The sequence below is a fragment of the Quadrisphaera sp. INWT6 genome, assembly GCF_015390235.1.
Taxonomy (GTDB): Bacteria; Actinomycetota; Actinomycetes; order Actinomycetales; family Quadrisphaeraceae; genus Quadrisphaera.
This window is the reverse complement of sequence record NZ_VUOH01000001.1, coordinates 19,534-44,409: the sequence shown is the minus strand read 5'-3', so window position 1 is coordinate 44,409 and position 24,876 is coordinate 19,534. Positions and strand designations below refer to the sequence as shown.

The following is a 24,876-nucleotide window of genomic DNA, read 5'->3' as shown; positions in this document are numbered from 1 at the left end:
AGCGGTTCGACCGACCGGTCACGGCCCATCAAGGAAAACCAACCCAGCAACCCCACCCACACCGACCGCAGACGCAGACCGTGCAGACAAGACCACCGAGGTTCGTTCCCTCAGGACCCAACAGCGTGCCCAGCCCCACTCCCCCACACCCACCGTTCCCACCACCACACCACCTGCGAACAGGTCACCCCTTGCGGGATGCGTCCCCGAGAAGACCCAGGAACAGGAGTGCCGGCGTACTGAGTGAGCGCGAGCTCATGAAGCCATGTCGATGTTCCACCCGTGAGCTCCACCTGCGGGGCGTTCGCCCGCAGCATGGGCCTGAGCCACCCGCGCCCCCACCCCACGAAGGAGGTGATGAGCCTGTGCAGATGACCAGATGCTCCTTAGAAAGGAGGTGATCCAGCCGCACCTTCCGGTACGGCTACCTTGTTACGACTTCGTCCCAATCGCCAGTCCCACCTTCGACGGCTCCCTCCCAAGGGTTAGGCCACCGGCTTCGGGTGTTACCAACTTTCGTGACGTGACGGGCGGTGTGTACAAGCCCCGGGAACGTATTCACCGCAGCGTTGCTGATCTGCGATTACTAGCGACTCCGACTTCACGGGGTCGAGTTGCAGACCCCGATCCGAACTGAGACCAGCTTTTTGGGATTCGCTCCACCTCACGGTCTCGCAGCCCTTTGTACTGGCCATTGTAGCATGCGTGAAGCCCAAGACATAAGGGGCATGATGATTTGACGTCATCCCCACCTTCCTCCGAGTTGACCCCGGCAGTCTCCTATGAGTCCCCACCATGACGTGCTGGCAACATAGGACGAGGGTTGCGCTCGTTGCGGGACTTAACCCAACATCTCACGACACGAGCTGACGACAACCATGCACCACCTGTGCAGGATCCCTTGCGGACCCGACATCTCTGCCGGATTACCCTGCATGTCAAGCCTTGGTAAGGTTCTTCGCGTTGCATCGAATTAATCCGCATGCTCCGCCGCTTGTGCGGGGCCCCGTCAATTCCTTTGAGTTTTAGCCTTGCGGCCGTACTCCCCAGGCGGGGCGCTTAATGCGTTAGCTGCGGCACGGACCTCGTGGAATGAGGCCCACACCTAGCGCCCAACGTTTACGGCGTGGACTACCAGGGTATCTAATCCTGTTCGCTACCCACGCTTTCGCTCCTCAGCGTCAGTTACAGCCCAGAGACCCGCCTTCGCCACCGGTGTTCCTCCTGATATCTGCGCATTCCACCGCTACACCAGGAATTCCAGTCTCCCCTACTGCACTCTAGTCTGCCCGTACCCACTGCAGGCGCGGAGTTGAGCCCCGCGTTTTCACAGCAGACGCGACAAACCGCCTACGAGCTCTTTACGCCCAATAATTCCGGACAACGCTTGCACCCTACGTATTACCGCGGCTGCTGGCACGTAGTTAGCCGGTGCTTCTTCTGCAGGTACCGTCACTTGCGCTTCTTCCCTGCTGAAAGAGGTTTACAACCCGAAGGCCTTCATCCCTCACGCGGCGTCGCTGCGTCAGGCTTTCGCCCATTGCGCAATATTCCCCACTGCTGCCTCCCGTAGGAGTCTGGGCCGTGTCTCAGTCCCAGTGTGGCCGGTCACCCTCTCAGGCCGGCTACCCGTCGTCGCCTTGGTAGGCCATCACCCCACCAACAAGCTGATAGGCCGCGAGCCCATCCCTGACCGAAAAACTTTCCACACCACCCCATGCGAGGAGGTGTCATATCCGGTATTAATCCCGGTTTCCCGAGGCTATCCCAGAGTCAGGGGCAGGTTGCTCACGTGTTACTCACCCGTTCGCCGCTGATCCCCCCGAAGGGTTCACCGCTCGACTTGCATGTGTTAAGCACGCCGCCAGCGTTCGTCCTGAGCCAGGATCAAACTCTCCGTTGATGCGTTAGCCACCAGCAACCCACCCGAAGGCGAGAAACCGACAGCATAAGCCGACCCCCACCGAAACCGGTGAGAGCGGAGAAAGATGCTGACCCGAATGAATCCGCTGACATCAACAACTGACATCAGTCAAAATCTCATCGAGCCAACCGCTGGTTCAACCAGCAATGGCATCGACATTCGGCACGCTGTTGAGTTCTCAAGAAACGAACACACACCACTTACTGGGCCTTTCGGCCGGTTCAGCGGGATGTCTCCATCCTACCCGATCCGATCCGGTGCTTCCGCACCCGATCCGCTACCAGGCAACTTTCCGACAGTAACTACGACCTGGACCAGGGTCAAGACCCTGAGGCGTTTTCACCCCCGGAAGCGAGATGGAACATTACCCCAACCCCACCTGGACACCAAAACCCCTGCTCACAGCCCCGGACGGCTCCGTCACCCACCGTCAGGGCACGGGATGCCGTGCGTCGTAGCGCCAGAACGCCCGCTGCCAGCGCGCCAGCAGGAGCACGGCGAGCACGCAGAGGACCCCGCCCAGCACCGCGGCCAGGGGCTCACCGAGCAGGTCCGCGTCGGTGCCGGCCACCAGGTCCCCGAGACGGGGGCCACCGGCCACCACCACGATGAAGACGCCCTGGAGCCGGCCCCGTGCGTGGTCGGGGGCTGCGGACTGCAGCACCGTCTGCCGGAAGACCGAGCTCACCGCGTCCGCTGCGCCCGCGACCGCGAGCGCCCCGCAGGCCGCCCAGAGGGGCCAGTGGCCCCAGGGGACGGCCGTGCTCGTGACCGACCCGACGTGCTGCTCCCCCGGCGAGGCGGCCAGGAGCACCAGTCCGAAGGCCGACACCGCGGCTCCCCAGACGAGGATCGACACCACGATCGCGACGCCGTGACGGTGCACCGCGCTGAGCGGGCCGGACAGCAGGCTCGCCAGCACGGAGCCCACCGCCACGGAGGAGGCCAGCACCCCCGCCGTCGTCGCCCCTCCCCCGATGAGGACGGCCCCCACCGCGGGGAAGAGCGCGCGCGGCTGGCTGAGCACCATCGCGCAGATGTCGAGGAGGAAGGTCATCCGCACGTTGCGCCAGCCCCGCAGGAGGCTCAGCCCCTCCAGCACGCTGGCCAGCCCCGCGCGGCGCGCGCCGCCCAGCGGCGGCAGGGGCGGGAGGCTGGCGACGGTGACGAGCGCGACCAGCAGGGTGACGACGTCGATCGTGTAGGCGGGCCCGAACCCGACGGCGCCGACGAGCACTCCCCCGAGCACCGGGCCGACCGTCACGCCGAGGTTCATCGACAGGGTGCCCAGCGCGTTGGCGGCCGGGAGCTGCTCGGGCCTCACGAGCATCGGGATGACGGCCGTCCTCGCCGGGGAGTTGACCGCGAAGGCGGCGCTCTGCAGGGCGACGAGCACGAGCAGCAGCACCACGGATCCGACGTCGAGCCACGCCTGGAGGGCGATGAGGACGGACACGGCGAAGAGGGCCGCGGCGGACAGGAGGGTCACGCGCCGGCGGTCGAAGGCGTCGACGAGCGCGCCGCCGTACAGGCCCAGCACCACCAGGGGGACGAAGGACACCAGCCCCACGAGCCCGACGGCGAAGGACGAGCGGGTCTCGTCGTAGACCTGGAGCGCGACCGCGGTGACGCCGAGCTGGCTGCCGACCCCGGCGAGGGTCAGCCCCACCCACAGGCGCCGGTAGGCCGGGGAGGTGCGCAGCGGGGCCACGTCGAGGAGCAGGCGGGGCACCACCCCATGGTGCGCCCGTCGTCCGCCGGGCGTGGAAGAGCCCGCGGGCTCCCCTCCGACCTGGAGGGGGCGTCGCGCTGGACGAGGGCGCGACTCCCGCGGGCTCCGGTGACTGCCTGGTCTTCGCAGGCCGTCCGGGTGGCTCACGCTGCCGAACGGCTAGCGGGCAGTCACCTCACGCGTCCGAAGATCAACCACTTCTCGGACCACCTCCTCTCCCGTGTGGCTCCACGCTACGTCCAGCTCGCGCCGTCGTCGAGGGGTTTTCGTGCTGCCACGATGGCGGCGTGAGCGACGCCGCCCCGAGCACCGCAGCACCCCTGCCCGCACTCCCCGAGGACGGCGACCGCGTGCTCGTCGTGGTGGCGCACCCGGACGACGCCGAGTACGGCACCGCCGCCGCCGTGGCCCGCTGGACGGCGGAGGGCAAGCAGGTCGTCTACGTCATGGCCACCTCGGGCGAGGCCGGCATCGACACCGTCGCCCCGGCCCAGGCGGGGCCGCTGCGCGAGCGCGAGGAGCTGGCGAGCGCTGAGGCGGTCGGCGTCGACGTCGTGGAGTTCCTGCGGCACCGCGACGGGCGGCTCACCGAGGGCGTCGACCTGCGCCGCGACGTCGCGCGCGCCGTCCGCCAGCACCGGCCGCACCTCGTGGTCACCATCAACCACCACGACACGTGGGGCCCCGGGACCTGGAACACCCCCGACCACCGCGCGCTCGGGCGCACCGTGCTCGACGCCGTCGCCGACGCCGCCAACCGTTGGATCTTCCCCGAGCTCGGTCACGAGGGCTTCGCCCCCTGGGACGGGGTGCGCCGCGTCGTCGTCGCGAACAGCACCTCCCCGACGCACGTCGTCGACATCACCGACACGGTGGAGGCCGGGATCGCCGCGCTGGCCCTGCACGTGGAGTACTTCCGCGCGCTCGACCCCGAGGTCCCGGTCCGCCAGCAGGCCGAGGACGTCTACCGGCAGGTCGTGCGCCGTGACGAGCCCGGGTGGCCGGGCCGCGCCGTGCTCGCCGTGGAGCTCGCGCTCGGCAGCTGAGGCGCTGCCCGAGCGGGCGGCTCCCGCTGGCCCAGGGCCGGCTCAGGGCTGGCGGCGCTCCACGCGCCAGGCGGCCGGGTCGTCGAGCGGAGCCGGCCCGCCGGTCGCGGAGACGTAGGCGAGGCGGTCGTGCAGCCGCGAGGGGCGGCCCACCCACAGCTCCAGCTCGACCGGGCGCACCAGGTAGCCGCCCCAGTGGTCAGGCAGCGGCACCTCGACGCCCTCGGGCCAGCGCGCCGCGGCCTCGTCGAGCGCCCGCTGCAGCTCGGCGCGACCGGCCACCGGGCGGCTCTGGGCCGAGGCGTGGGCCCCGAGCTGGGAGCCGCGGGGCCGGGTGGCGAAGTAGGCGGCGCTCTCGGCGCGGGAGACCTGCTCCACGGCGCCGCGCACCCGCACCTGGCGCTGCACCGCGTGCCACGGCAGCACGAGGGCCGCGTGCGGCACGGCCGCCAGCTGCTGGGCCTTGGCCGACCGCAGGTTGGTGTAGATGACGAAGCCGCGGGCGTCGACGTCCTTCAGGAGGACCGTGCGCGCGTCGGGCAGGCCGTCGGCGTCGGCGGTGGCGAGGACGACGGCGTTGGGCTCGACCACGCGGGGGGCTCCCGCCGCGGCGTCGTCACCCGCCACCTCGGCCCACCAGCGCCGGAACTGCTCCAGCGGCGAGGGCGCCAGGTCGGCCGCGTCGAGGCCGCCCTCGGCGTCGGCGAGGCGGTAGTCGACGCGCAGGTCGTGCATCGCGTCGAGGTCTGCCCGGTCGGCGGCGGGGTCGTCGGCGAGGTCGTCGGCGGGGTCGTCGGCGAGGTGGTCGTGGGCGGGGCGGTCCGAGGAGGCGCTCACATGGGCGAGGATGCACGACCGTGAGCGCGCGCGACCTGTCCGCCCCGGTGAACGTCTCCGGGGCGCAGACCCCCTCGATCCCGCAGTCGCTGCTGCCCAAGGACGGGCGCTTCGGCTCCGGGCCGTCCAAGGTCCGCGACGACCAGGTCGCTGCGATCGCCGGCGCCGGGCGCTCCGTGCTCGGCACGTCGCACCGGCAGCTGCCCGTGCGGTCGCTGGTCGCGCGGGTCCGGGCGGGGATGGGCGACCTGTTCTCCCTGCCCGACGGCTACGAGGTGGTCCTCGGCAACGGCGGCTCCACCGCCTTCTGGGACGTCGCCACCACCTGCCTGGTCCGCGAGCGCGCGCAGCACCTGGTGCTGGGGGCGTTCAGCGACAAGTTCGCGAAGGCGACCGCAGCGGCGACGTTCCTGGCGACACCCGACGTCCGGCGCGCGGAGCCGTTCAGCGCTCCCTCCCCCGGTGCGGAGCCCGGTGTCGACGCGTACGCCTGGCCGCACAACGAGACGTCCACGGGCGTCGTGCTGCCGGTGGTGCGCCCGCAGGGGGTGGACGACGGCGCGCTGGTGCTCGTCGACGCGACCTCGGCCGCCGGCGGGGTGGGCGTCGACGTCGCCCAGGCCGACGCGTACTACTTCGCGCCGCAGAAGTCCTTCGGGTCCGACGGCGGGCTGTGGCTGGCGCTGCTCTCCCCCGCGGCGGTGGCGCGCGCGGAGGAGCTGCAGCCCGGGCGGTGGGTGCCCGGCTCGCTCGACCTGCTGGCGGCGCTCGCGGAGAGCCGGCGCGAGCAGACGGTCAACACCCCCGCCGTCGCCACGCTGCTGATGCTGGCCGAGCAGGTGGAGTGGATGCTCGACCGCGGGGGCCTGGCCTGGGCGGCCGCGCGGTCGGCGGAGTCGGCGTCGCGGCTGTACGAGTGGGCCGAGGCCAGCCAGTACGCGCGGCCCGCGGTGCGCGACAGGTCGCTGCGCTCCCCCGTGGTGGGGACCATCGACCTGGACCCGTCGGTCGACGCGGCCGCGGTGCGCACGGTGCTGCGGGCGAACGGGGTCGTCGACGTCGAGCCCTACCGGGGGCTCGGGGGCAACCAGCTGCGCGTGGGCATGTTCCCCGCCGTCGACCCGCACGACGTCTCCGCGCTGACGGCGTGCGTCGACCACGTGGTGTCCGCCCTCTCCTGACCCCTCCCCTTCTTCGCAGCCGAGCGCCCGGCTGCGCTTCGGAAGGCCCCCGGAACCGCAGCCGGGCGCCTGCTTGCGGTCCGGAAAGCCCCCGAAACCGCAGCCGGGCGCTCGGTTGCGGTTCCGGGGGTGGGGGTCAGCCGGCGAGGTGGCCCCACTCCTCGGAGAGCTCCGACCAGGGGCCGGTCGCCGCGACCTCGCCGTCCTCCAGCACGACGACGACGTCGGCCAGCGCCAGCGCGCTCCGCTTGGCGCTGCAGCCGACCACCGTGGCCCCCCGCTCCCGCAGCGCCGACCAGAGCTCGAGCTCGGTGCGGGCGTCGAGGGCTGAGGAGACGTCGTCGGCGACGACGAGCTCGGCCTCGGTGGCCAGCGCGCGGGCCAGGGCGAGGCGCTGGACCTGCCCGCCCGAGAGGCGGACCCCGCGGTGGCCCACGAGCGCACCCGTGCCGCCGGCCTCGCGGACGTCCCGGTCGAGGCGGGCGTCGCTGAGGGCGCTGCCGAGCGTGCTGGAGCCCCGCGAGCCGTGGCCGAGGGTGACGTTGTCGGTGAAGGTGCCCGACAGCACCCGCGGGACCTGCGCCACGTGCGCGACCTGGCCGGGCCGGAGGAAGAGCTGCGGGTCGCCGACCTCGGTGTCGTTCCAGCGGATGGCGCCCTCGTGGTCGACCAGACCGACCAGCGACGACAGCAGGCTCGACTTGCCCGAGCCGACGCGCCCGACCAGCAGCACCAGCGAGCCCGCCTCGACGTCGAGGGAGACGTCGCGCACGCCGACGGTGCCGTCGTCGTGCACGGCCGTGACCCCGTCGAGCCGCAGGCGCTGCAGGGGCACGCGGCCCGCGGGCACCGGAGCGGGGGCCGCGCCGGAGACCAGGTCGACCGAGGGGGGCAGGGCCACGAGGTCGGCGCGGCCCGACAGCTCGCTGGCCGCGCGCAGCCAGGTGCGGGCGATGGGCATCTCGACGACCGCCGCCCCCGCGACGATGCCGAACCAGCCGAAGCCGGCGACCGCCGTCGAGACCGCGAGCGCGGTGCCCAGGCCCCAGGTGCCGGTGAGGAAGAGCACCCAGGCGGTGACGACGCCGACCTGCACCAGCACGCCCGGCACGCCCTCGAGGAGGCTGCGGATGCGCTGCTCGCGCACGCTGGCCTCGACGCGGCGCGCGTCGACGGCCTGCAGGTGCCCCTGCACGGCGCCGACCGCGGCGGCCAGCTTCACGGTGCGGACCGCCTCGAGGGTGCTGACCAGCTCCTTGCCGAACCGGGCGCGCTCGTCACCGGCCGCGCGGCCGGCGCGGCCGGCGGCGGGCGCACCGACCGCGGCGGTCAGCGCCGACAGCGCCAGCACCCCGCCGGCCACGAGGGAAGCCGTGGCGCTCGCGTTGAATAGGCCGGTGGCCAGCACCGCCGCGGCGCCGATGAAGACGTCGACCCACCGGTCGACGTAGATGACCAGGCGGTCGCTGTCGAGGGCGCGGGCCGCCACCTCGCCCGGGGGCGTGCGGCGCAGGCGCCGCTGCTCGGTCTGGCCGCGCAGCACGGCCAGCCGCAGGCGCAGCGTGGCCGCCGACCACCACATCGGGTAGACGCGGAAGGCGAGCGCGATGCCCACGGGGGTGAGCATCAGGCAGGTGGCCACGAGCGCGGCGAGCCCCCAGGGCGGCCCGCCACCCTCCGCGTCGAGGGACTCCACCAGCTGGCCCCACGCCCAGCCGGTGAGCGCGCCGTAGGCGCCGAGCAGGGTGACCGCGAGGAAGGCGAACGTCCCGACGAGGCCCCACCGGGGGTGCACCACGAGCAGCTTGGCCACGGACCGCGCCAGGCTCGGCCGCGGTGCCGGGGGCGCCGGGCGCGGGTCGCGCCGCTCGCGCCGGGTCACCAGCGCCGAGGACGCCGACGACGCCGTGGCGGTGGCCTCCCGCACGCCGACCGCCGCCGGCGCGCTGCCCGGACCGGTGGCGGAGGGCTCGGCCGGAGCAGACGTGCGCGCAGGACCCCCGCCGCGCGAGGACGCCGCCGTCGTCGTCCCGGGCCCACCGGGCGCGGGGCGGTCGGCGCCGGAGGCCACCAGGAGGTCGCGGAAGGGCCCGAGCGTCGTGGCCAGCGCGGCGCGCGGCCCGTGCTGCACCAGGCGGCCGGCGTCGAGGACGGCGACCGCGTCGCACCAGCGGGTGGTGGACAGGCGGTGGGCGATGACCACGCCGGTGCGCCCGGTGAGGAGGCGCTGGGACGCGCGGGTCACCAGCAGCTCGGTCTGCGGGTCCATGCGGGCGGTGGCCTCGTCGAGGACGACGACGCGCACGTCGCGCACGAGGAGGCGCGCGAAGGCGACGAGCTGCTCCTCCCCCGCGCTCAGCGCCGCCCCGGAGGCGCCGAGGCGGGTGTCGAGGCCGTCGGGCAGGGAGGCGACCCACTCGGCGATGCCGAGGTCGGCCAGGGCGCGCTCCACCCGCTCGCGCGGGACCGGTGCGAAGAGGGTGATGTTCTCCTCGAGGGTGGCGCTGAGCACCTCGGTGCGCTGGGTGACCACGCCGACGGCGCGGCGCAGCGAGGCCAGCTCGGTGGAGAGCACGTCCTGCCCGGAGACCAGCACCGTGCCCGGCGGCGGCTCGACGGCGCGGGACAGCAGCTTGGCGAAGGTCGACTTGCCGGCGCCGCTGCGCCCGACCACCGCGCAGGAGGTGCCGGCGGGCACCACCAGGGAGTCGATGGCGAGGGTGAAGCCCTCTCCGTAGGTGAAGCGCAGACCGGCGACCTCGACGCCGTCGCGCACCGGGTCACCGCTGGGCGCGGGCACGGGGGCGCCGTCGGACGGCTCGCGCTCAGCGGCCACCAGGGAGCGGATGCGGGTCAGCGCGCCGAGGCCCTCCTGCACCTCCGGCAGGTGGTTGGCGACCTCGCCCAGGCGCCCCACGAAGGTGGTGACGAGCAGCCACTGGGTGATGAGGAGCGGCAGGCCCAGCTCACCGCCGGTGACGAGCCACACCCCGGCGAGCGCCAGCGCGGCGAGGAGGGCGTGCAGCACCAGGCCGGTGCGCAGGCCCACGGTGGTGGCGGCGCGGCAGGTGAGCGCGCAGCGGCGCAGCACCTCCGCGGAGCGCTCGGAGAACTGCGCCAGCACGTGGGCCTGCCCGAGCGAGGTGCGGACGTCGTCGCGGCCGGCGACGGACTCCTCCAGCTGCGTGGCGGACTCCGACCACGCGAGCTCCTCCTCGGTCTTGCGGGCGGCCACCACCGGGGTCAGCTTGCGCACCCAGAGGTAGGCCACGCCCGCGACCAGCGGGAAGGCGATCCACGCCGGCCAGAAGGTCAGGCCGGCCACCACCCAGGCGAGCACGGAGCGCAGCACCGCGCGGCCCATCTGCCAGCCGGTCTGGCGGACCAGCTGGGCGAGCTGGCGGGTGTCGTCGTCGACCCTGTCGAGCAGCTCGCCGACGCCCTGGGACTCCAGCTCGGTGAGCGGCTGGCGGAGGGCGGCGTCGAGCAGGTCCGAGCGCAGCACGCCCTCGGCGCGCCCGACGACCGTGGAGAAGCCGGTGCGGCCGACCATGTCGAGCACCGCCGAGCCGACGAGCAGCACCGCGAGGAGGGTGACCGCTCCCGTGCTGGGACCGTCGGCCAGGCGCCCGGCGACCACCGTGCCGATGGTCTCGGCGACGGCGGCGACCACCGCGAGCGCCAGGGCGGCGGTGCTGCCGCGGCCGGACAGCCGTCGCCACGTCAGCGGCGCGTGCTCGCGCACGGGAGACCTCCTGGGGTCGCGGATCGGGAGACGGCCCCGGCGGACGCGCCGGTGTGACGCTACAACCGGCCTGCGACAGCCCGCCCCTCCTTTTCCGCCGTGGTCATGGACCTCCCGAACAGGTGCCGGCGGCACTGTTCCGGAATCCCATGATCACGGCCCGGAGGTGCTCCGGAAGGCCATGCTCACGGCCGGGTCAGAGGGTGAGGCGGTCGACGAGGGCGGGGGCCACGCCCCAGGCGGCGGACAGCTCGCGGAGCTCGGCGGCGGCGCGCTCGCGGTCGGCGGAGGGCACGGGGCGCTCGGGGCGCACCGCGCGCAGCAGCGCGTTGCGGGGCGTGTGCTTCGAGTCGACGAACTCGACCACGTCGACCCGGTAGCCGGCCGCCCGGAGCGCAGCGGCGCGCAGGGAGTCGGTGAGGACGTCGGCGAAGCGCTCGCGCAGGATCGGCGAGGCCACCAGCGCGGCCCGCTCGGCCGGGAGCTCCGTGCGCGCCGTCCCCGCACCGGCCGCCACCAGCTGGCGCTGCACGTCGCGGTGGCAGCACGGCGCCGCGAGCACCACGGGCGCCTCCCACTCCACGGCGCGGGCGAGGGCGTCGTCGGTGGCGGTGTCGCAGGCGTGCAGGGCCAGCACGACGTCGGGCGGGCCGCCCAGCTCGGCCAGGGGGTCGGCGTCGGCGATGGTGCCGGCGGTGAAGGCGATCCCCTCGACCCCCGCCTGCTCGGCGCGGGCGGAGGAGCGGGCGACGAGGTCGTCGCGGAGCTCGACGCCGACGGTGCGGGCCCCGGCCGGACGCCCCGCCAGCCAGCGCTGCGCGGCGAGGGTGAGGTAGGCGTTGCCGCAGCCCAGGTCGACGGCGCGCAGCGGGCGGTCGGCCGCGACGCCCTCGGGCAGGGCGGCGGAGAGCTGGCGGAGGAAGGCGTCGACCTGGCGGCGCTTGTCGCCCCCGGCGCCCAGGACGGCGAAGAGCGGGTCGTCGGGGTCGAGCAGGTGCTGCTTGGCGCGGTCGTGCGCTGCACGCGCGCCCCCTCCACCGGCTCCGGCCCCGCCGGGAGCGCCGTCCCCGGCGGCGAGGGCCGAGGTCCCGGCGGTCGCCATGCCCTTCTTGGTGACGCGGACCTGCAGGGCCGTCCGCGCCCCGGCGCCGCCGGGCTCGGCCGAGCTCTCGACGTGCCAGCTGGTGAACGGCAGGGCGAGCAGCGCGTCGAGCGCCTCGAGGGTCGGCCCACCGGCGCTCGTGGCGGCGGCCTCGAGGGGGTGGTTGTGCGTGCGGACCACCGGTCCGGTGCGCTCGGTCACCTGCAGGTGCAGCACCCCGCGCAGCGGTACGGCGCGCAGCTCCAGGCGCTCCAGGCGCTCCGGGCTGCCGGGGCCGGGCGTCTCGGCACCGCGGCGGCGCCCCGAGGCGGTGGCGCGGACGAGGTGCTCGCCGTCCAGCAGGGCGGTGCGGACGCGCCCCAGGGCGTCGTCGAGGGCGAGGAGGGCCATCAGGCCATCCTCCGGGGCCCGGCCGCGACGGGGGCGTCGGGCACCTGCACGGGGTCGAGCACCTCGCGGCGGTCGGCCTCGCGCTCGGCGGCGCGCGCCTCGCCGCCGCCGTCGTGCCCACCGCCGACGTCGTGCCCGCCGTCGTGCCCGTCGTCGTGCTCGTCGTGGCGGGCCAGGGTGACCTGCCCGCCGACCTCGACCACCAGGTGCGGCCGCGAGTGCAGCCGGTAGTGGACCTGCACCTCCTGGCGGCGGCCCACGACCACCACCACGACGGCGACGACGAGCAGCGCCGCGATGCCGCCGACCGCGATGGACCAGCGGGGTCCCCACGCCTCGCCGACCCAGCCGATGAGCGGCGCGCCGATCGGCGTCGTCCCGGCGAAGACCGCCATGTAGAGCGCCATGACGCGGCCGCGGAGCTCGGGCGCGGTGGTCATCTGCACGGTCGCGTTGGCGGCGGTCATCAGCGTCAGCGACGCCAGGCCCACGGGGATGAGGGCGACGGCGAAGGTCCAGTACCCCGGCATCAGCGACGCGACGACCGAGAAGACGCCGAAGGCCGTCGCCGCGCCCACCACGAGGCGCAGCCGCGGGTGCTCGCGGCGCGCGGCCAGCAGGGCCCCGGTGAGGGAGCCGATCGCCATGATCGAGCCGAGCAGTCCGTAGCTGTCGGCGCCGAGGCCGAACTCGACCCTCGCCATGAGCGCGGTGGTCAGCTGGAAGTTCAGGCCGAAGGCGCCGACCACGCCCACCACCAGCAGGATCAGCACGATGTCCGGGCGGCTGCGCACGTAGGCGAGCCCTTCGCGGGTGGCTCCGCGGCCCCGCCTGCGCCGGGGCGCGGGCTGCATCTCGCTGCGGCGCATGAGCGCGAGCGAGGCGACGGTGGCGGCGAACGTCACCGCGTTGATGAGGAAGACCCAGCCGGTGCCCACGGCGGCGATGAGCAGGCCCGCGACGGCGGGCCCGACGAGCCGCGCCCCGTGGAAGGAGGCGCTGTTGAGGCCCACCGCGTTGGGGAGCATCGCGCTGGGCACCAGCGAGGTGACGAAGGTCTGGCGGACCGGGGCGTCGAAGGCGCTCGTGACGCCCAGCAGCCCGGCGAGGGCGTAGACCTGCCAGAGCTGCGGGTCGCCGAGGACGACGAGCAGGCCCAGCACCAGCGCCCACGTGCCCATCAGGGCCTGGGTGACCGCCAGGACGGCGCGCTGGGGGAACCTGTCGGCGACGGCTCCGGTCAGCGGCCCGAGCAGCAGCTGCGGCCCGAACTGCAGGGCCGTGGTGATGCCGACGGCGACGGCGCTGTTGGCGGTGAGCACGGTGAGGACGAGCCAGTCCTGCGCGACGCGCTGCATCCAGGTGCCGACGTTGGACACGATCGCGCCCGCGGCCCACACCCGGTAGTTGCGGACCGACAGGGAGCGGAAGGTGGGGCCGAGGGCCCGGGTGGCGGTGGCGAGGGCGGTCATCGGGTGGCGATCTCCTGCAGGAGGGCGGCGGCGCGGGCGAGGGTCGCGCGGTCGTCGGGACCGAGGGCGGCCAGCTGGCCGGCGAGCCAGGCGTCGCGGCGGCGCCGCGTCTCGAGGACGTGGGTGGCGCCGGCGTCGGTGAGCACGACCAGGAGCTGGCGGCCGTCGTCGGGGTGGGGGGTGCGCCGCGCGAGGCCGGCGTCCTCGAGCGCCGTGACCGTGCGCGTCATCGACGGGGGCTGCACGTTCTCGTGGTCGGCCAGGGAGCGCAGCGTCTGCGGGCCGCGCCGGTCGAGGCAGGCGAGCACCGAGTACTGGCCGTCGGTGATGTCCGTGCTGCTGCGCTCGCGGCGCAGGCGGCGGGCCATGCGCATGGCCCCCACGCGGAGCTCCGCGGCCAGCGGCGCGGGGCGGCTGCCCGGGGGGTCGACCCGCTGCGCGGGAGCGGCGGTCGGGGTCATGTGATGAGCATAGGTCATTACTTCCGCTAACGGTAGCCGCAGGCCACCACCCCTCGGGGTGGTCGAGGGGGTGCCCGGGGAGCCGCGCGGACGCGTCAGGCGGGTGCGGCGGACGGCGCGGGCGAGCCACCACCGGCCGTCGCGGTGGGCGCCGTGCTGCTGGGCTCCGGGCTCGCGCCCGGATCCGCCGAGGGCACCGCGTCGCTGGGCGCACCGGTCGGCGTCCGCGTGGGGACCTGCTCGTCCGCGGGGTCTCCCGCAGACCCGTCGTCACCGCCGTCGGCCTCGTCGGCGCCGCGCGCCGGCGCCTTCGGGGACGGCGTCGCGACGGCGCCCGCCGCGCACCGCTCGCCGAGCTCGGCCAGCTCGTCGGGCCCGCGGGAGGAGCCCTCGAGCTGCTCGGCCGTCAGCAGCTCGGGCCTGCCGTCGCGGATGGTCGCGGGGTGCCACTCGCTGCCCACGACGCCGTCGTGGCCCACCTCGACGGTCATCACGCCCGTCTGCGTGCCGAGGGTGTTGCCCGGCTTGGCGTAGAAGTGGAAGTTGCCCAGGCCGTAGGCCACGAAGGCCCCGTCGACGGTGTCCGTGGGCTCCAGCACGTGCGCGTGGCTGCCCACCACGACCGCCGCGCCCGCCTCGGCGAGGTCGGCGGCCAGCTGCTGCTGGCGCTGCGTCGGGCACTGCACCCGCTCGGTGCCCCAGTGCAGGACGACGACGACCACGCGCCCGTCGGCGGCCTCCCCGCGCACGTCGGCGAGGAGGCGGTCGGAGTCCTTGGCGGAGGCCAGCCCGGCGGAGGTGGCGGTGGCCGTCCACGCGGTCTCGACGGAGGAGTCGATGACGTCGGTGGCGGCGATCACCGAGACCGGCACGCCGCCCGGCTCCGCGCGCAGCGGGGTGAAGGCGGCGTCGACGTCGTCGCCCGCGCCCAGGACCGGCAGGCCCGCCTCCCGGCCCGCGGCCAGGGTGTCGCGCAGGCCGCTCGCACCGAAGTCCATGCCGTGGTTGTTGGCCAGCGAGACGGCGTCGACGCCCGCGTCGCGCAGCGCGGTCATGGCCGCAGGAGGCGCGCGGAAGGCGAACTGCTTGTCGGCCCTCGTGCCGCCCGTGGTGACGGCCGTCTCCAGGTTGACCACCGCGAGGTCGGCGCCGGCCAGGACGCCGAAGGCGTCACCCAGGTCGGTGGTGGAGGCGGAGGTCCCCTCGAAGTGCACGTCACCGGCGAAGGCGAGCACGGCGGTGCCCGACGGGTGGGAGCTCGCGACGGGCGGGGCGCCGTCGCCGCTGGCCGTCGGGTCGGCCGCCGCCGGACCACCCGAGGTGCAGCCGGTGGCGCCGACCAGCACAGCGGCCGCGAGCGCGGCGGCCCCCAGCGCGCGGCCCCTCACGGCCGGTCCCCGGCGGCGTCCTCGACCAGCGCCCGGACGGCCCGGGCGGGGTCGGCGAGCACGCCCTCGACGGCCGCGCGGGCGTCCCAGCGGCCGGCGGCGAGCGCGAGGCCGCGGGCGAGGCCGGCGGGGCCGGTGGCGTGCACGCGCGCGGTCGGCCCCCGGCCGTCCACCCACCAGCTCACGGCCGCGCCGTCGACGCGCAGCTCCGCGTGGCGCGACCAGGCCGCCGGGCAGCCCGGCAGCAGGGCCCGCACCCCGGCGGCGACGTCGACGTCCACACCCACGCCCCCCACTCTGCCCGGTGCGGCCTCCGAGGCGAGGGACATCCGCAGCGCGGCGGCCAGCGCGGTCGCGGCGGCGCTCCCCCCGACCACGCGCGCGCCCAGGTCGGCGCGCTGGGCCCAGCACGGGTCGTCGACGACGACGGCCTCCTCGGCGGGCACCCTGACGACGCCGCCGGAGGCGTCGAGGGCGAGCACGTGGGACGGCGGGAGGAGCGCACCCGCCAGACCGCTCGCCGCCGGGTCTGCGAGCAGCGCGCGGCCGAGCTCGCGCCACAGCGGCAGCAGGGCGGCCGCCCCGAGCGGGCTGTCCAGCGCCTCCGGCACCCCGGGGGCGTCGAGGACGCGCTGCCAGCCGTCGGCGTCGAGCTCGCCCAGGTCGGCCACCAGCCCGAGGGCGGCCGCGAGGGCCGGGTCGAGCGCGGCGGCCCAGGCGGGGGCCGGGGGCAGCACGGCGGTCGCGGCCGCGGCGGCCGCCGGGGAGGCGCGCCCCGCCAGGCCGAGCTCGTGGGCGAGCCAGGCCGCGCTCGGGGAGCGGACCGCGGTCCAGGAGCCGTCGGGCCGCAGCAGGCGCACCGGCTCGGCCAGCGCGGCGCGCAGCGCGGGGTCGGTGCTCAGGTGGGCCGCCAGCTCGGCCTCCGCCCCCGGGCGCACCAGGTCGAGGTCGCGGACCGCGACGACGGCGGCGGCCGTGGCGGCCCGGCCGGCGGCCCGCACCGCGTCGTCCAGCCAGTCGTCGGCGCCGGCGAGGTCGAGCAGCTCCTCCGGCGGGGCCAGCAGGTCGACGTCCTCCCACCGCACCAGGGCGAGCGAGCTCGCCACCCCCACCGCGGTCAGGGCCGGGGCGCCCCACCGCTCGACCAGGCGCGGGTGGGCGGGGGCGACCTCGTCGGGGTCGAGCAGCGCGGCGGCGGGCGATCCGGGCAGCACGAGCGCCGCGGCGGGCAGCACCTCGCCCTCGTCCGACGGCAGCAGCAGCTCCGCGAGCTCGGGGAGGTCGCCCGGGGCGAGGTCACCGGACGCCGCGGCCGCCGCGGCCAGGTCGAGGACGGCGGCGGCCAGGGGGTCGACCTCGCCGTCCTCGACCCAGCGCGCGCCGTCGTCGTCCTCGGCGCCGGCGGCGTCACCGTCGGGGAGGTCGAGGACGGCGGCCAGCACGGCGGGGTCGGCGAGGAGCTCGCGCGCGCCGGCGGGCCGGGCGCCCAGGGCCAGGAGGAGGTGCTCGGCGCCGGGGTCGGCGGCGACGCGCGGGTCGGCCAACCGCAGCCCGCACCCCGCCAGGGCGGTGACGGCCCCGGCGAGCGCCGGGTCCGGCGAGGGCAGCAGCAGACCGCGGGCGCCGACGGCGCTGCGGCCCCCGGCGAGGGGCACGCGGAGGGCCGCGAGCTGCTCGCGGGCCGCGGGGTCGACGGCGGCGGGCGCCAGCGCCGCGGCAGCGGCGACCCAGCGCTCGGGGTCGGCGGGGAGTGCGTCGGCGACGTCTCCTAGGCCCACCCGGCGCACCTCGAGCACGGCCAGCGCGGCGCGGGCGGAGCGGGGCGCCGCCACGAGCCCGGCGACCAGCGGGGCGAGGGCCCGCAGGGCGCGGGGGTCGTCGGCCAGGGGTCCGTCGTCGAGGGCGAGCGCCTGGTCGGGGCGCAGCGGCTCCCCCGCGGCGGCCCCCTCGGGCACCACGGGGAGCAGCACCGGCGCGCTGCGCAGCGCGGCGGTCGCGGCGGCGCGCACGGCGTCGTCGACCCACCCGGCGCCGAGGCCCACGGGCACCAGCGGCAGCACGTCCTCACCGGCGCGAGCGCGCTCGGCGAGCAGCTCCGCGTAGGCGGTGCCGGCGGCCGCCAGGACGGCGCGGGCGGCGGGGGTCTCCGGGACGCGGCGGCGGCCGGGGTCCAGGGGCAGGTCGGCCACGAGGAGCGCGGGCAGGGTGAGCGGCTCGTCGGTGGGCGTGGGCGCGTGCAGGACGCCGCCCGCGGAGCTGCCGGTGGGGCCGGGCGGTGGGTCCTCGAGGAGGTCCAGCGCGAAGAGGTCGACCGCGGCGGGCTCGGCGGGGCGGTGCCGCGGGAGCGCCCAGGTGAGCGACCAGCCGGTGCGCTCGGCGCGGGCGCGCTCCTCCACCCCGAGGCCGGCGAGGACGTGCGGGGGCAGCGGGCCCGAGCGGCGGAGCAGGTGCCACCGCTCGGCGGCGCTGGCTAGGACGCGCGGCCCGGCGCCGCCTCCCTCCGCCTCGACCTCCACCTCGACCTCCACCCGGACCTCCGCCAGCGCGGGGAGGGCCAGCAGCAGCGCGTCGTCGACGGCGTCGAGGGCGCGCTCGACGGCAGCGGCCGCGGCGGCGTCGCGCAGCCGCACGACGACGGCGGTGTCGTACCCCTGCGGCAGCACCCCGACGACCCGCTCGTCAGCGGCGGGGAACGGCAGGCGGAGCACCGGGACGGCGCCCCCGCGGGCCGCGACCTCGGCGTCGAGGTCGGTGCTGCCGAGCGCGGCGACGGCCTCCCGGGTGGCCGCGGCGCTGAAGCGGACCCCGCGGACACCGGAGGCGGTGCGCGTGACCCAGGTGGCGTCGTCACCGGCGGACAGCACCGCTGCGGCACCGACGCCGAAGCGCCCGACACCGCCCGCTCCACCGCGCTTGGCCGAGGCGCGCAGCGACGCCAGGGCGCGCACGCCGGCGGCGTCGAGCGGCGCCCCGGTGTTCGCGACGACGAGGTGCCCGCCGTCGTCGTCCTGCTCCAGGCGGAGCAGGAGGCGCCCGGCACCTCCCTCCCGTCCGGCCACCCGGGCCGCGGCGTCGGCGGCGTTCTGCGCCAGCTCGACGACGACGCGGTCGCGGTACGCGCCGAGCGCGGCGTCCTCCTCGGCGTTCGCGTCCTCGCGGAAGCGGTCGGGCGAGGCGCGCCAGGCGTCGAGGACGGCGCGGCGCAGGCCCGCCGTGCCGAAGGGATCTCCCACGTCGTCCGTGATCATGGGCGCTGGCCACCCCCGAGGTGGCGGACGCCCATGATCACGGCCGGCGGGTCAGGCCGGGTCGACGCCGCGCTCGTCGAGCACCAGCTCGGCGACGGGCTCCGGCTCCAGCACGACGTCGGTCTCGCTGTGCGCGCCGCAGCCGTGGTCGACCGAGACGACGCGGCCGTCCGAGGGCGACCACTCGTTGGCGCACACGCCGAAGACCGTGCTCAACGGGCCCGACAGGCGCAGGTAGAACCCGCACGAGGCGCACGCCGCCGACGCCGCCTTGGCGTGCTCGGCGGTGGGGCCGTGCGAGCCGGTGTACCAGCGGGTGGCGGCGTCGTCGCGACCCTCGGGCGAGAGCACGCGGGGGCGGCCGAGGCCGAGCTCCCACAGGGCCACCCGGTCGGCCTCGTCGGCGTGGCCGGGCAGGTCGTCGGCCTCGGGGGCCACCGCGGCGTACCCCGGCTGCAGGCGCGGGTCCTCGACGACGCGCGGCAGCACGTCGCCGGGGCCCACGTCGCCCGGGCGCAGGCGCTCGTCCCACGGCAGCCACGCGGGCGCCAGGACGGCGTCGGCGTCGGGGAGCAGCTCCACCTCGCTGACGGTCGCCGTCTTGGCGCGGGGCGCGCGGGCGAGCACCACGGTCCAGGCCCAGCCCCGGTAGCCGGGGTCGGTGCTGGCGAAGCGGTGGACGACGACGCGGTCGCCGTCGGGCGCGACGCCGAGGTGGTCACCGACGGTGGTCGGGCCGGACACGGGGCCGAGCGCCGACGACGCCTGGCGGCAGACCTCCTCCGCCGCCGCGCGGGCGACGTCGACGGCGGCGGCGCCCACGGCGTCGAGCACCGGGCGGCGGGTGCGGGTGGCGGGCACGGCCTCAGGCCTCGAGGTCGTCGGCGACCTTGCGCAGCACGGCTGCGACCTTGCGGGAGCCGTCGCGCTCCGGGTAGCGGCCGCGCCGCAGCTGGCCGGACAGCCCCTCGAGCACCTTGATCAGGTCCTCGACGATGCCGACCATGTCCTCCGCGGGCTTGCGGTGCGCGGCGGCGACGGAGTGGGAGGGCTCGAGCAGCTTCACCGACAGCGCCTGCTTGCCGCGGCGGCCGTCGGCGACGCCGAACTCCATGCGCGCGCCCTGCTTGACGGTGGCCAGCCCGGCGGGCAGCGCCGAGGCGTGCAGGAAGACCTCCTCGCCCTCGTCGGTGGCGAGGAAGCCGAAACCGCGGTCGGCGTCGAACCACTTGACCTTGCCAGTGGGCACGGTGGGACCTCAGGACTCTCGTGTCGGTGGGGCGGGCGTCAGACGGGGTGCTGTGCTGGGTTCGCGTCGGGCTGTCGCGGGCGCAGAGCCGATCCGCCGGAGGGGGTCGGGCGCGGCGTCGCGAGCCGACGTCCCAGCGTACCGACGCGGTCAACGAGGTACCCGTCGCTCCCTCCCGCGTACGGTGTCCCGGTGCCGGCCCCCCGCTCCCTGGCCGACGACCTGCGCGCGCGCAGCGACGACGCGCTCGCCGCGCTCCTGGCCTCCCGCCCCGACCTGGCCTCGCCGGTCCCGGGCGACACCGCCTCCCTGGCCGCCCGCGCCAGCACCCGGGTGAGCACCCAGCGCGCCGTCGACCGGCTCAGCACCCCCGAGCTCGACGTCCTCGAGGTCCTCGTGGCGCTCGCGGGCCCGTCGGGAACGGCGTCGCTGGCCGACGTGGTCCGCGCCTGCAGCGCACCCCGCACACGGGTGCTCCCCCACCTGCGGCGGCTCCTGGAACTGGCGCTGGCCTGGGGGCCCGACGCCGCGCTGCGGCCCACCCGCTCCGCCGTCGACGTCCTCGGCGCCCACCCCGCCGGCCTCGGCGCGCCCCTCGCGGAGGCCCTGGGCACCCGCTCGCCGGCGCGGACCCGCGACCTCGCCGAGGACCTCGGACTCGAGGCCTCCGGAGACCCGGTGGCCGACCTGGAGGCCGTCGCCGCCCACCTCGGCGACCCCGAGCGCCTGCAGCAGCTGCTCGGTGCTGCGCCGGCACCCGCCCGCGAGCTGCTCGACCGCCTGACCTGGGGCCCCCCGACGGGGGCCGTGGCCGGGGCCGACCGCAGCGTGCGCGTCGAGCAGGCGACCTCGCCGCTCGACTGGCTGCTCGCGCGCGGCCTCCTCGCCCCCGCCGGCCCGGGGCACGTGGTGCTCCCCCGGGAGGTGGCGCTCGCGCTGCGCGGCGGCCGGGTGCTGCAGGGCCTCGACGACGCACCGCCCGCCCTGGTCGACGCGCCCGGGACGTCGGCGGCGGGGACCTCGGCGGGGTCGGCGGCCCGGCGCCCGGAGCTGCTCGACGGCGCGGCCGCGGGGCAGGCCGCCGAGGCCGTGCGCCTGGTCGAGGAGCTGCTGGACGGCTGGAGCACCGCGCCTCCCCCGGTGCTGCGCGCCGGCGGCCTCGGCGTGCGCGAGCTCAAGCGCCTCACCGACCGCCTCGACGTCGACGCCGAGCAGGCCGCCTTCTGGGCCGAGCTGGCCCGCGCGGCGGGGCTGGTGGCCGACGACGGCGAGGCCGACGCCGCCTGGGCCCCGACGCCCGCCGCCGACGGCTGGCTCGACGCCGCCACCCCCGAGCGGTGGGCGGTGCTGGCGCAGGCGTGGCTGCGCACCTCGCGGGTGCCGGCGCTCGTCGGGGAGAAGGACGCCCGCGGCACCGCCCGCACCGCCCTCTCGGACGACCTCGACCGCACCGCCGCCGCCCCCGTGCGCCGCGCCGTGCTGGAGGCGCTGGCCGACCTGCCCCCCGGCACCCCCGCCACCGCTGAGCGCCTGGAGGCGCGGGTGCGCTGGCAGGCCCCCCGACGAGCCGGCGCCCTCACCGGCCGGCTCGTCGGGTGGACGGTCCGCGAGGCCACCTGGCTCGGCGCCACGTGGCTGGGCGCCCTGGCCAGCCACGGGCGGGTGCTCGTCGACGCCTCCGCCGACCCCGGGGCGCTGGCCGGCGCCCTCGAGGCCCGGCTGCCCGCGCCCGTCGAGCAGGTGCTGCTGCAGGCCGACCTCACCGCCGTCGCCCCCGGCCCGCTGGTGCGGGCGGTGGCGGTCGAGCTGTCGCTGCTGGCCGACGTCGACTCCCGCGGCGGCGCCACCGTCTACCGCTTCAGCGCCGCCTCCGTGCGCCGGGCGATGGACCTCGGCCGCTCCGCCGACGAGGCCCTGACCTTCTTGCGCGGCGCCTCGGCGACGCCCGTGCCGCAGGCGCTGGAGGTGCTGGTCCGCGACGTGGCCCGGCGCCACGGCCGGCTCCGCGTCGGCGTCGCCTCCTCCTACCTGCGCAGCGACGACGAGGCCGCCCTGGCCGAGGTCCTGGCCTCGCGCGCCGCGGCGCCCCTGCGGCTGCGGCGCCTGGCCCCGACCGTCGCCGCCGCGCAGGCCGACCCCGCCACGGTGCTGCACGTGCTGCGCGGCATGGGCCTGGCGCCGGCGGTCGAGGGCGCGGACGACGACGTCGTGCTCAGCGCGCCGGTGGTGCGGCGCACCCCGCCGCGCACCCCGCCCCGGCCGGTGACCGGGGAGCCGCCGCCGGTGGCGCCCGGCGCCGTGGCGACCGTGGTCGCCGGGCTGCGCGCCGGGGACGCCGAGCAGGTGCGCCGGGCGTCCGCCGCGCCGGGCACCCCCGGCACCCCGCCGCCGCTGTCGGCGACGGACCCGGCGCTCGCCCTCGCCGCGCTGCGCGAGGCGGCGTCCGCGGGGCGCGCGGTGTGGCTCGGCCTCGCCGACGCCGCCGGCCGCACGGTGGTCCGGCAGTACTCCCCCGTGCACGTCGACGGCGGGCTGGTGACCGCGCTCGACGCCGAGTCGGGTGCCGTCCGCACCTTCTCCGTGCACCGGATCAGCGGAGTCGCACCCGTCTGAGCGGTCCCGCCCCGGCTACCGTGGTCCGTCCAGCAGCTCGACGGACGGAAGAAGGCCCCAGGGTGACCCAGGACCCGCAGCACGCCCCGTGGGACCGGTCCGACCGGTCCGAGCAGCCCGGCGGCGCAGAGGCGTCTGCGGGCGGCGCGGGCCAGCAGCACGGCGCCGACCCGTCGTGGTCGGCGCCCCAGCCCCCGACCGCGCAGCAGCCCGTCGAGCCGACCGCCGCGTCGGGCCCGCCGTCCTACGGCCCGCCGTCGTACGAGCAGCCCTCGTACGGCCAGCCCTCGTACGGGCAGCCGCCCTCCGAGCAGCCCTCGTACGGGCAGCCGCCCTCCGAGCAGCCCTCGTACGGCCAGCCGTCGTACGGGCAGCCCGGCGGCTACGCGGGCGGCCCGGCCCAGCCCCCGGCCGGCTACGGCTACGGGTACGGCGGCGCGCCGGTCGCACCGGCCCCGCCCGCGCCGGTCTCGACGATCGTGCTGCTGGTGCTGTCGGGCCTGGCGACGCTGTTCACGATCACCTTCCTCGTGGGCGCGGTCTACATCGCCCCCCTGGTCCTGTCGATCATGGCGCTGAACCGGCGCCACGACCCCGAGGGCGCGCGCCGCCTCACCAAGACCGGCTGGATCATCTTCGCCGTCGCGACGGGGCTGTTCGTGCTGCTCGTGGTCCTGTTCTTCGGCGTCCTCGCGGCCGGGATCTTCTCGGGCTTCTCCGAGGGCGGCAGCTACGGGTCGTCGGTCTGAGCGCGCCGGCCCCCACCGCGGGAAGCACTGCGGCGCCTCGCGGGTTGACGCTCCGGTGACCGACGGCCCCCTGATCGTCCAGAGCGACAAGACGCTCCTCCTCGAGGTCGACCACCCGGCCTCCGCGGCGGCCCGCAAGGCCGTGGCCCCCTTCGCCGAGCTCGAGCGCGCCCCCGAGCACGTGCACACCTACCGCATCACCCCGCTCGGGCTGTGGAACGCGCGCGCCGCGGGGCACGACGCCGAGCAGGTGGTCGACGCCCTCATCGAGCACTCCCGCTACCCCGTGCCTCACGCCCTGCTGGTGGACGTCGCCGAGACGATGGACCGGTACGGCCGCCTGCGCCTGGAGAAGGACGGCGACCGCCTCGTGCTGCACGCCACCGACGTGCCGGTGCTCGAGGAGGTGCTGCGCTCCAAGAAGGTCGCGCCGCTGGTCGGCGAGCGCCTCGATCGGGAGACGGTGCTGGTGCACCCCTCCGAGCGCGGCAACCTCAAGCAGGTGCTGCTCAAGCTCGGCTGGCCCGCGGAGGACCTCGCCGGGTACGTCGACGGCGAGGCCCACCCCATCGAGCTCGCCGAGGACGGCTGGGCGATCCGGCCGTACCAGCAGCAGGCCGTCGACGGGTTCTGGGACGGCGGCTCCGGCGTCGTCGTCCTGCCCTGCGGCGCCGGCAAGACGATCGTGGGCGCCGGGGCGATGGCCAAGGCGAAGGCGACGACGCTCATCCTCGTCACCAACACCGTCAGCGCCCGCCAGTGGCGCGAGGAGCTGCTCAAGCGCACCTCGCTGACGGAGGAGGAGATCGGCGAGTACACGGGCTCCAAGAAGGAGGTCCGGCCGGTCACGATCGCCACCTACCAGGTGCTGACGACCAAGCGGAAGGGCGTCTACCCGCACCTGGAGCTGCTCGACGCGCGCGACTGGGGCCTGGTCGTCTACGACGAGGTGCACCTGCTGCCCGCGCCGATCTTCCGCATGACGGCCGACCTGCAGGCCCGCCGCCGCCTCGGCCTCACCGCCACGCTGGTGCGCGAGGACGGCCGCGAGGGCGAGGTGTTCTCCCTCATCGGCCCCAAGCGCTTCGACGCGCCGTGGAAGGACATCGAGGCCCAGGGCTGGATCGCCCCCGCCGACTGCGTCGAGGTCCGCGTGACGCTGCCCGACGGCGAGCGCCTCACCTACGCGACGGCGGAGCCGGAGGAGAAGTACCGCCTCTGCGCGACGTCGTCGTCCAAGACGAAGGTGGTCGAGCAGCTGCTGCGCCAGCACCCGGGCGAGCAGACGCTGGTCATCGGCCAGTACCTCGACCAGCTCGCAGAGATCGGCGACCGCCTCGACGCGCCCGTCATCACCGGCGAGACGTCCGTGGCCGAGCGCCAGCGGCTGTTCCAGGCCTTCCGCACCGGCGAGATCCACGTGCTCGTGGTGTCCAAGGTCGCCAACTTCTCGATCGACCTGCCCGAGGCGGCGCTCGCGGTGCAGGTGTCGGGCTCGTTCGGCTCGCGGCAGGAGGAGGCGCAGCGCCTCGGCCGCCTGCTGCGCCCCAAGGCCGACGGGCGCACGGCTCGCTTCTACACGGTGGTGGCGCGCGACACGGTGGACGCCGACTTCGCCGCCCACCGCCAGCGGTTCCTGGCCGAGCAGGGGTACGCCTACTCGATCGTCGACGCGGGCGACCTGCCCCACGCCGGCACGGCGGCCGCCGGCGCCTGACCGGGGTGGGCGCCCGTGATCA

At 76.1% G+C, this 24,876-nt stretch carries 15 protein-coding genes and 1 rRNA gene; 5 read left to right on the top strand and 11 right to left on the bottom strand.

Going from position 1 to position 24,876, the window contains the following annotated elements:
- Positions 1–390: 390 nt before the first annotated feature.
- Positions 391–1,903 (bottom strand): 16S ribosomal RNA (locus tag F1641_RS00150).
- A 451-nt stretch (positions 1,904–2,354) separates the two neighbouring features.
- Entirely contained in the window at positions 2,355–3,656 is a 1,302-nt protein-coding gene (locus F1641_RS00145) for an MFS transporter (RefSeq protein ID WP_194902502.1), read from the bottom strand.
- A 287-nt stretch (positions 3,657–3,943) separates the two neighbouring features.
- Between F1641_RS00145 and F1641_RS00140 the strand changes: the two genes are divergently transcribed.
- Positions 3,944–4,702: a PIG-L deacetylase family protein gene (locus F1641_RS00140; RefSeq protein WP_194902501.1), complete on the top strand. Its 759-nt coding sequence runs from the start codon at positions 3,944–3,946 to the stop codon at positions 4,700–4,702.
- Between the two features lie 42 nt (positions 4,703–4,744).
- Here the strand turns inward: F1641_RS00140 and pdxH are convergent, their stop codons facing one another.
- Positions 4,745–5,539, bottom strand: coding sequence for a pyridoxamine 5'-phosphate oxidase (gene pdxH / locus F1641_RS00135; RefSeq protein ID WP_309225281.1), 795 nt, complete (start codon positions 5,537–5,539; stop codon positions 4,745–4,747).
- A gap of 20 nt (positions 5,540–5,559) precedes the next feature.
- On the opposite strand from pdxH, the gene serC reads away from it, so the two are divergent.
- Positions 5,560–6,720 carry a phosphoserine transaminase gene (gene serC, locus F1641_RS00130; protein ID WP_309225280.1) on the top strand — a complete coding sequence of 387 codons (1,161 nt, stop codon included), beginning with the start codon at positions 5,560–5,562 and terminating at the stop codon, positions 6,718–6,720.
- A 136-nt stretch (positions 6,721–6,856) separates the two neighbouring features.
- Here serC and F1641_RS00125 read toward each other — a convergent pair whose 3' ends face one another.
- The 8 genes from F1641_RS00125 to F1641_RS00090 all read right to left on the bottom strand — a co-directional run bounded on the left by F1641_RS00125 (position 6,857) and on the right by F1641_RS00090 (position 19,775).
- Positions 6,857–10,465, bottom strand: coding sequence for an ABC transporter ATP-binding protein (locus F1641_RS00125; protein ID WP_206690346.1), 3,609 nt, complete (start codon positions 10,463–10,465; stop codon positions 6,857–6,859).
- 196 nt (positions 10,466–10,661) lie between these two features.
- Complete coding sequence (locus F1641_RS00120) at positions 10,662–11,957, bottom strand: SAM-dependent methyltransferase (RefSeq protein WP_194902500.1); 1,296 nt, start codon at positions 11,955–11,957, stop codon at positions 10,662–10,664.
- The gene (locus tag F1641_RS00115; RefSeq protein ID WP_194902499.1) at positions 11,957–13,429 is read right to left on the bottom strand and encodes an MFS transporter; all 1,473 of its coding nucleotides are present in this window, start codon (positions 13,427–13,429) and stop codon (positions 11,957–11,959) included. Before F1641_RS00115 ends, F1641_RS00120 begins: the two co-directional genes overlap by 1 nt.
- Positions 13,426–13,890 (bottom strand): MarR family transcriptional regulator, encoded by a 465-nt coding sequence (locus tag F1641_RS00110; protein ID WP_194902498.1) that lies wholly within the window; start codon positions 13,888–13,890, stop codon positions 13,426–13,428. The genes F1641_RS00115 and F1641_RS00110 overlap by 4 nt, the downstream gene beginning before the upstream one ends.
- Before the next feature lie 95 nt (positions 13,891–13,985).
- Positions 13,986–15,278 carry a CapA family protein gene (locus F1641_RS00105; RefSeq protein WP_194902497.1) on the bottom strand — a complete coding sequence of 431 codons (1,293 nt, stop codon included), beginning with the start codon at positions 15,276–15,278 and terminating at the stop codon, positions 13,986–13,988.
- The gene (locus F1641_RS00100; protein ID WP_206690345.1) at positions 15,275–18,511 is read right to left on the bottom strand and encodes a sacsin N-terminal ATP-binding-like domain-containing protein; all 3,237 of its coding nucleotides are present in this window, start codon (positions 18,509–18,511) and stop codon (positions 15,275–15,277) included. The genes F1641_RS00105 and F1641_RS00100 overlap by 4 nt, the downstream gene beginning before the upstream one ends.
- 66 nt (positions 18,512–18,577) lie before the next feature.
- Positions 18,578–19,387, bottom strand: coding sequence for a DUF3027 domain-containing protein (locus F1641_RS00095; protein ID WP_194902495.1), 810 nt, complete (start codon positions 19,385–19,387; stop codon positions 18,578–18,580).
- Positions 19,388–19,391: 4 nt separating this feature from the next.
- Positions 19,392–19,775, bottom strand: a complete 384-nt coding sequence (locus tag F1641_RS00090) for a cold-shock protein (RefSeq protein WP_194902494.1) — start codon at positions 19,773–19,775, stop codon at positions 19,392–19,394.
- Positions 19,776–19,967: 192 nt separating this feature from the next.
- On the opposite strand from F1641_RS00090, the gene F1641_RS22650 reads away from it, so the two are divergent.
- The 3 genes from F1641_RS22650 to F1641_RS00075 all read left to right on the top strand — a co-directional run bounded on the left by F1641_RS22650 (position 19,968) and on the right by F1641_RS00075 (position 24,854).
- A complete protein-coding gene (locus F1641_RS22650) occupies positions 19,968–22,388 on the top strand; it encodes a helicase-associated domain-containing protein (protein WP_194902493.1) in 2,421 nt (806 codons plus the stop codon).
- A 62-nt stretch (positions 22,389–22,450) separates the two neighbouring features.
- Positions 22,451–23,137, top strand: a complete 687-nt coding sequence (locus F1641_RS00080) for a hypothetical protein (RefSeq protein ID WP_194902492.1) — start codon at positions 22,451–22,453, stop codon at positions 23,135–23,137.
- Between the two features lie 55 nt (positions 23,138–23,192).
- On the top strand, positions 23,193–24,854 hold the full coding sequence (locus F1641_RS00075; RefSeq protein ID WP_194902491.1) for a DNA repair helicase XPB: 1,662 nt from the start codon (positions 23,193–23,195) through the stop codon (positions 24,852–24,854).
- Positions 24,855–24,876 lie beyond the last annotated feature (22 nt).

What these genes read in the sequence shown, in the direction of transcription:
- F1641_RS00120 (WP_194902500.1), bottom strand. Translation starts at nt 11,957, where the DNA reads ATGGCCCTCCTCGCCCTCGACGACGCCCTGGGGCGCGTCCGCACCGCC.
- F1641_RS00115 (WP_194902499.1), bottom strand. Translation starts at nt 13,429, where the DNA reads ATGACCGCCCTCGCCACCGCCACCCGGGCCCTCGGCCCCACCTTCCGC.
- F1641_RS00110 (WP_194902498.1), bottom strand. Translation starts at nt 13,890, where the DNA reads ATGACCCCGACCGCCGCTCCCGCGCAGCGGGTCGACCCCCCGGGCAGC.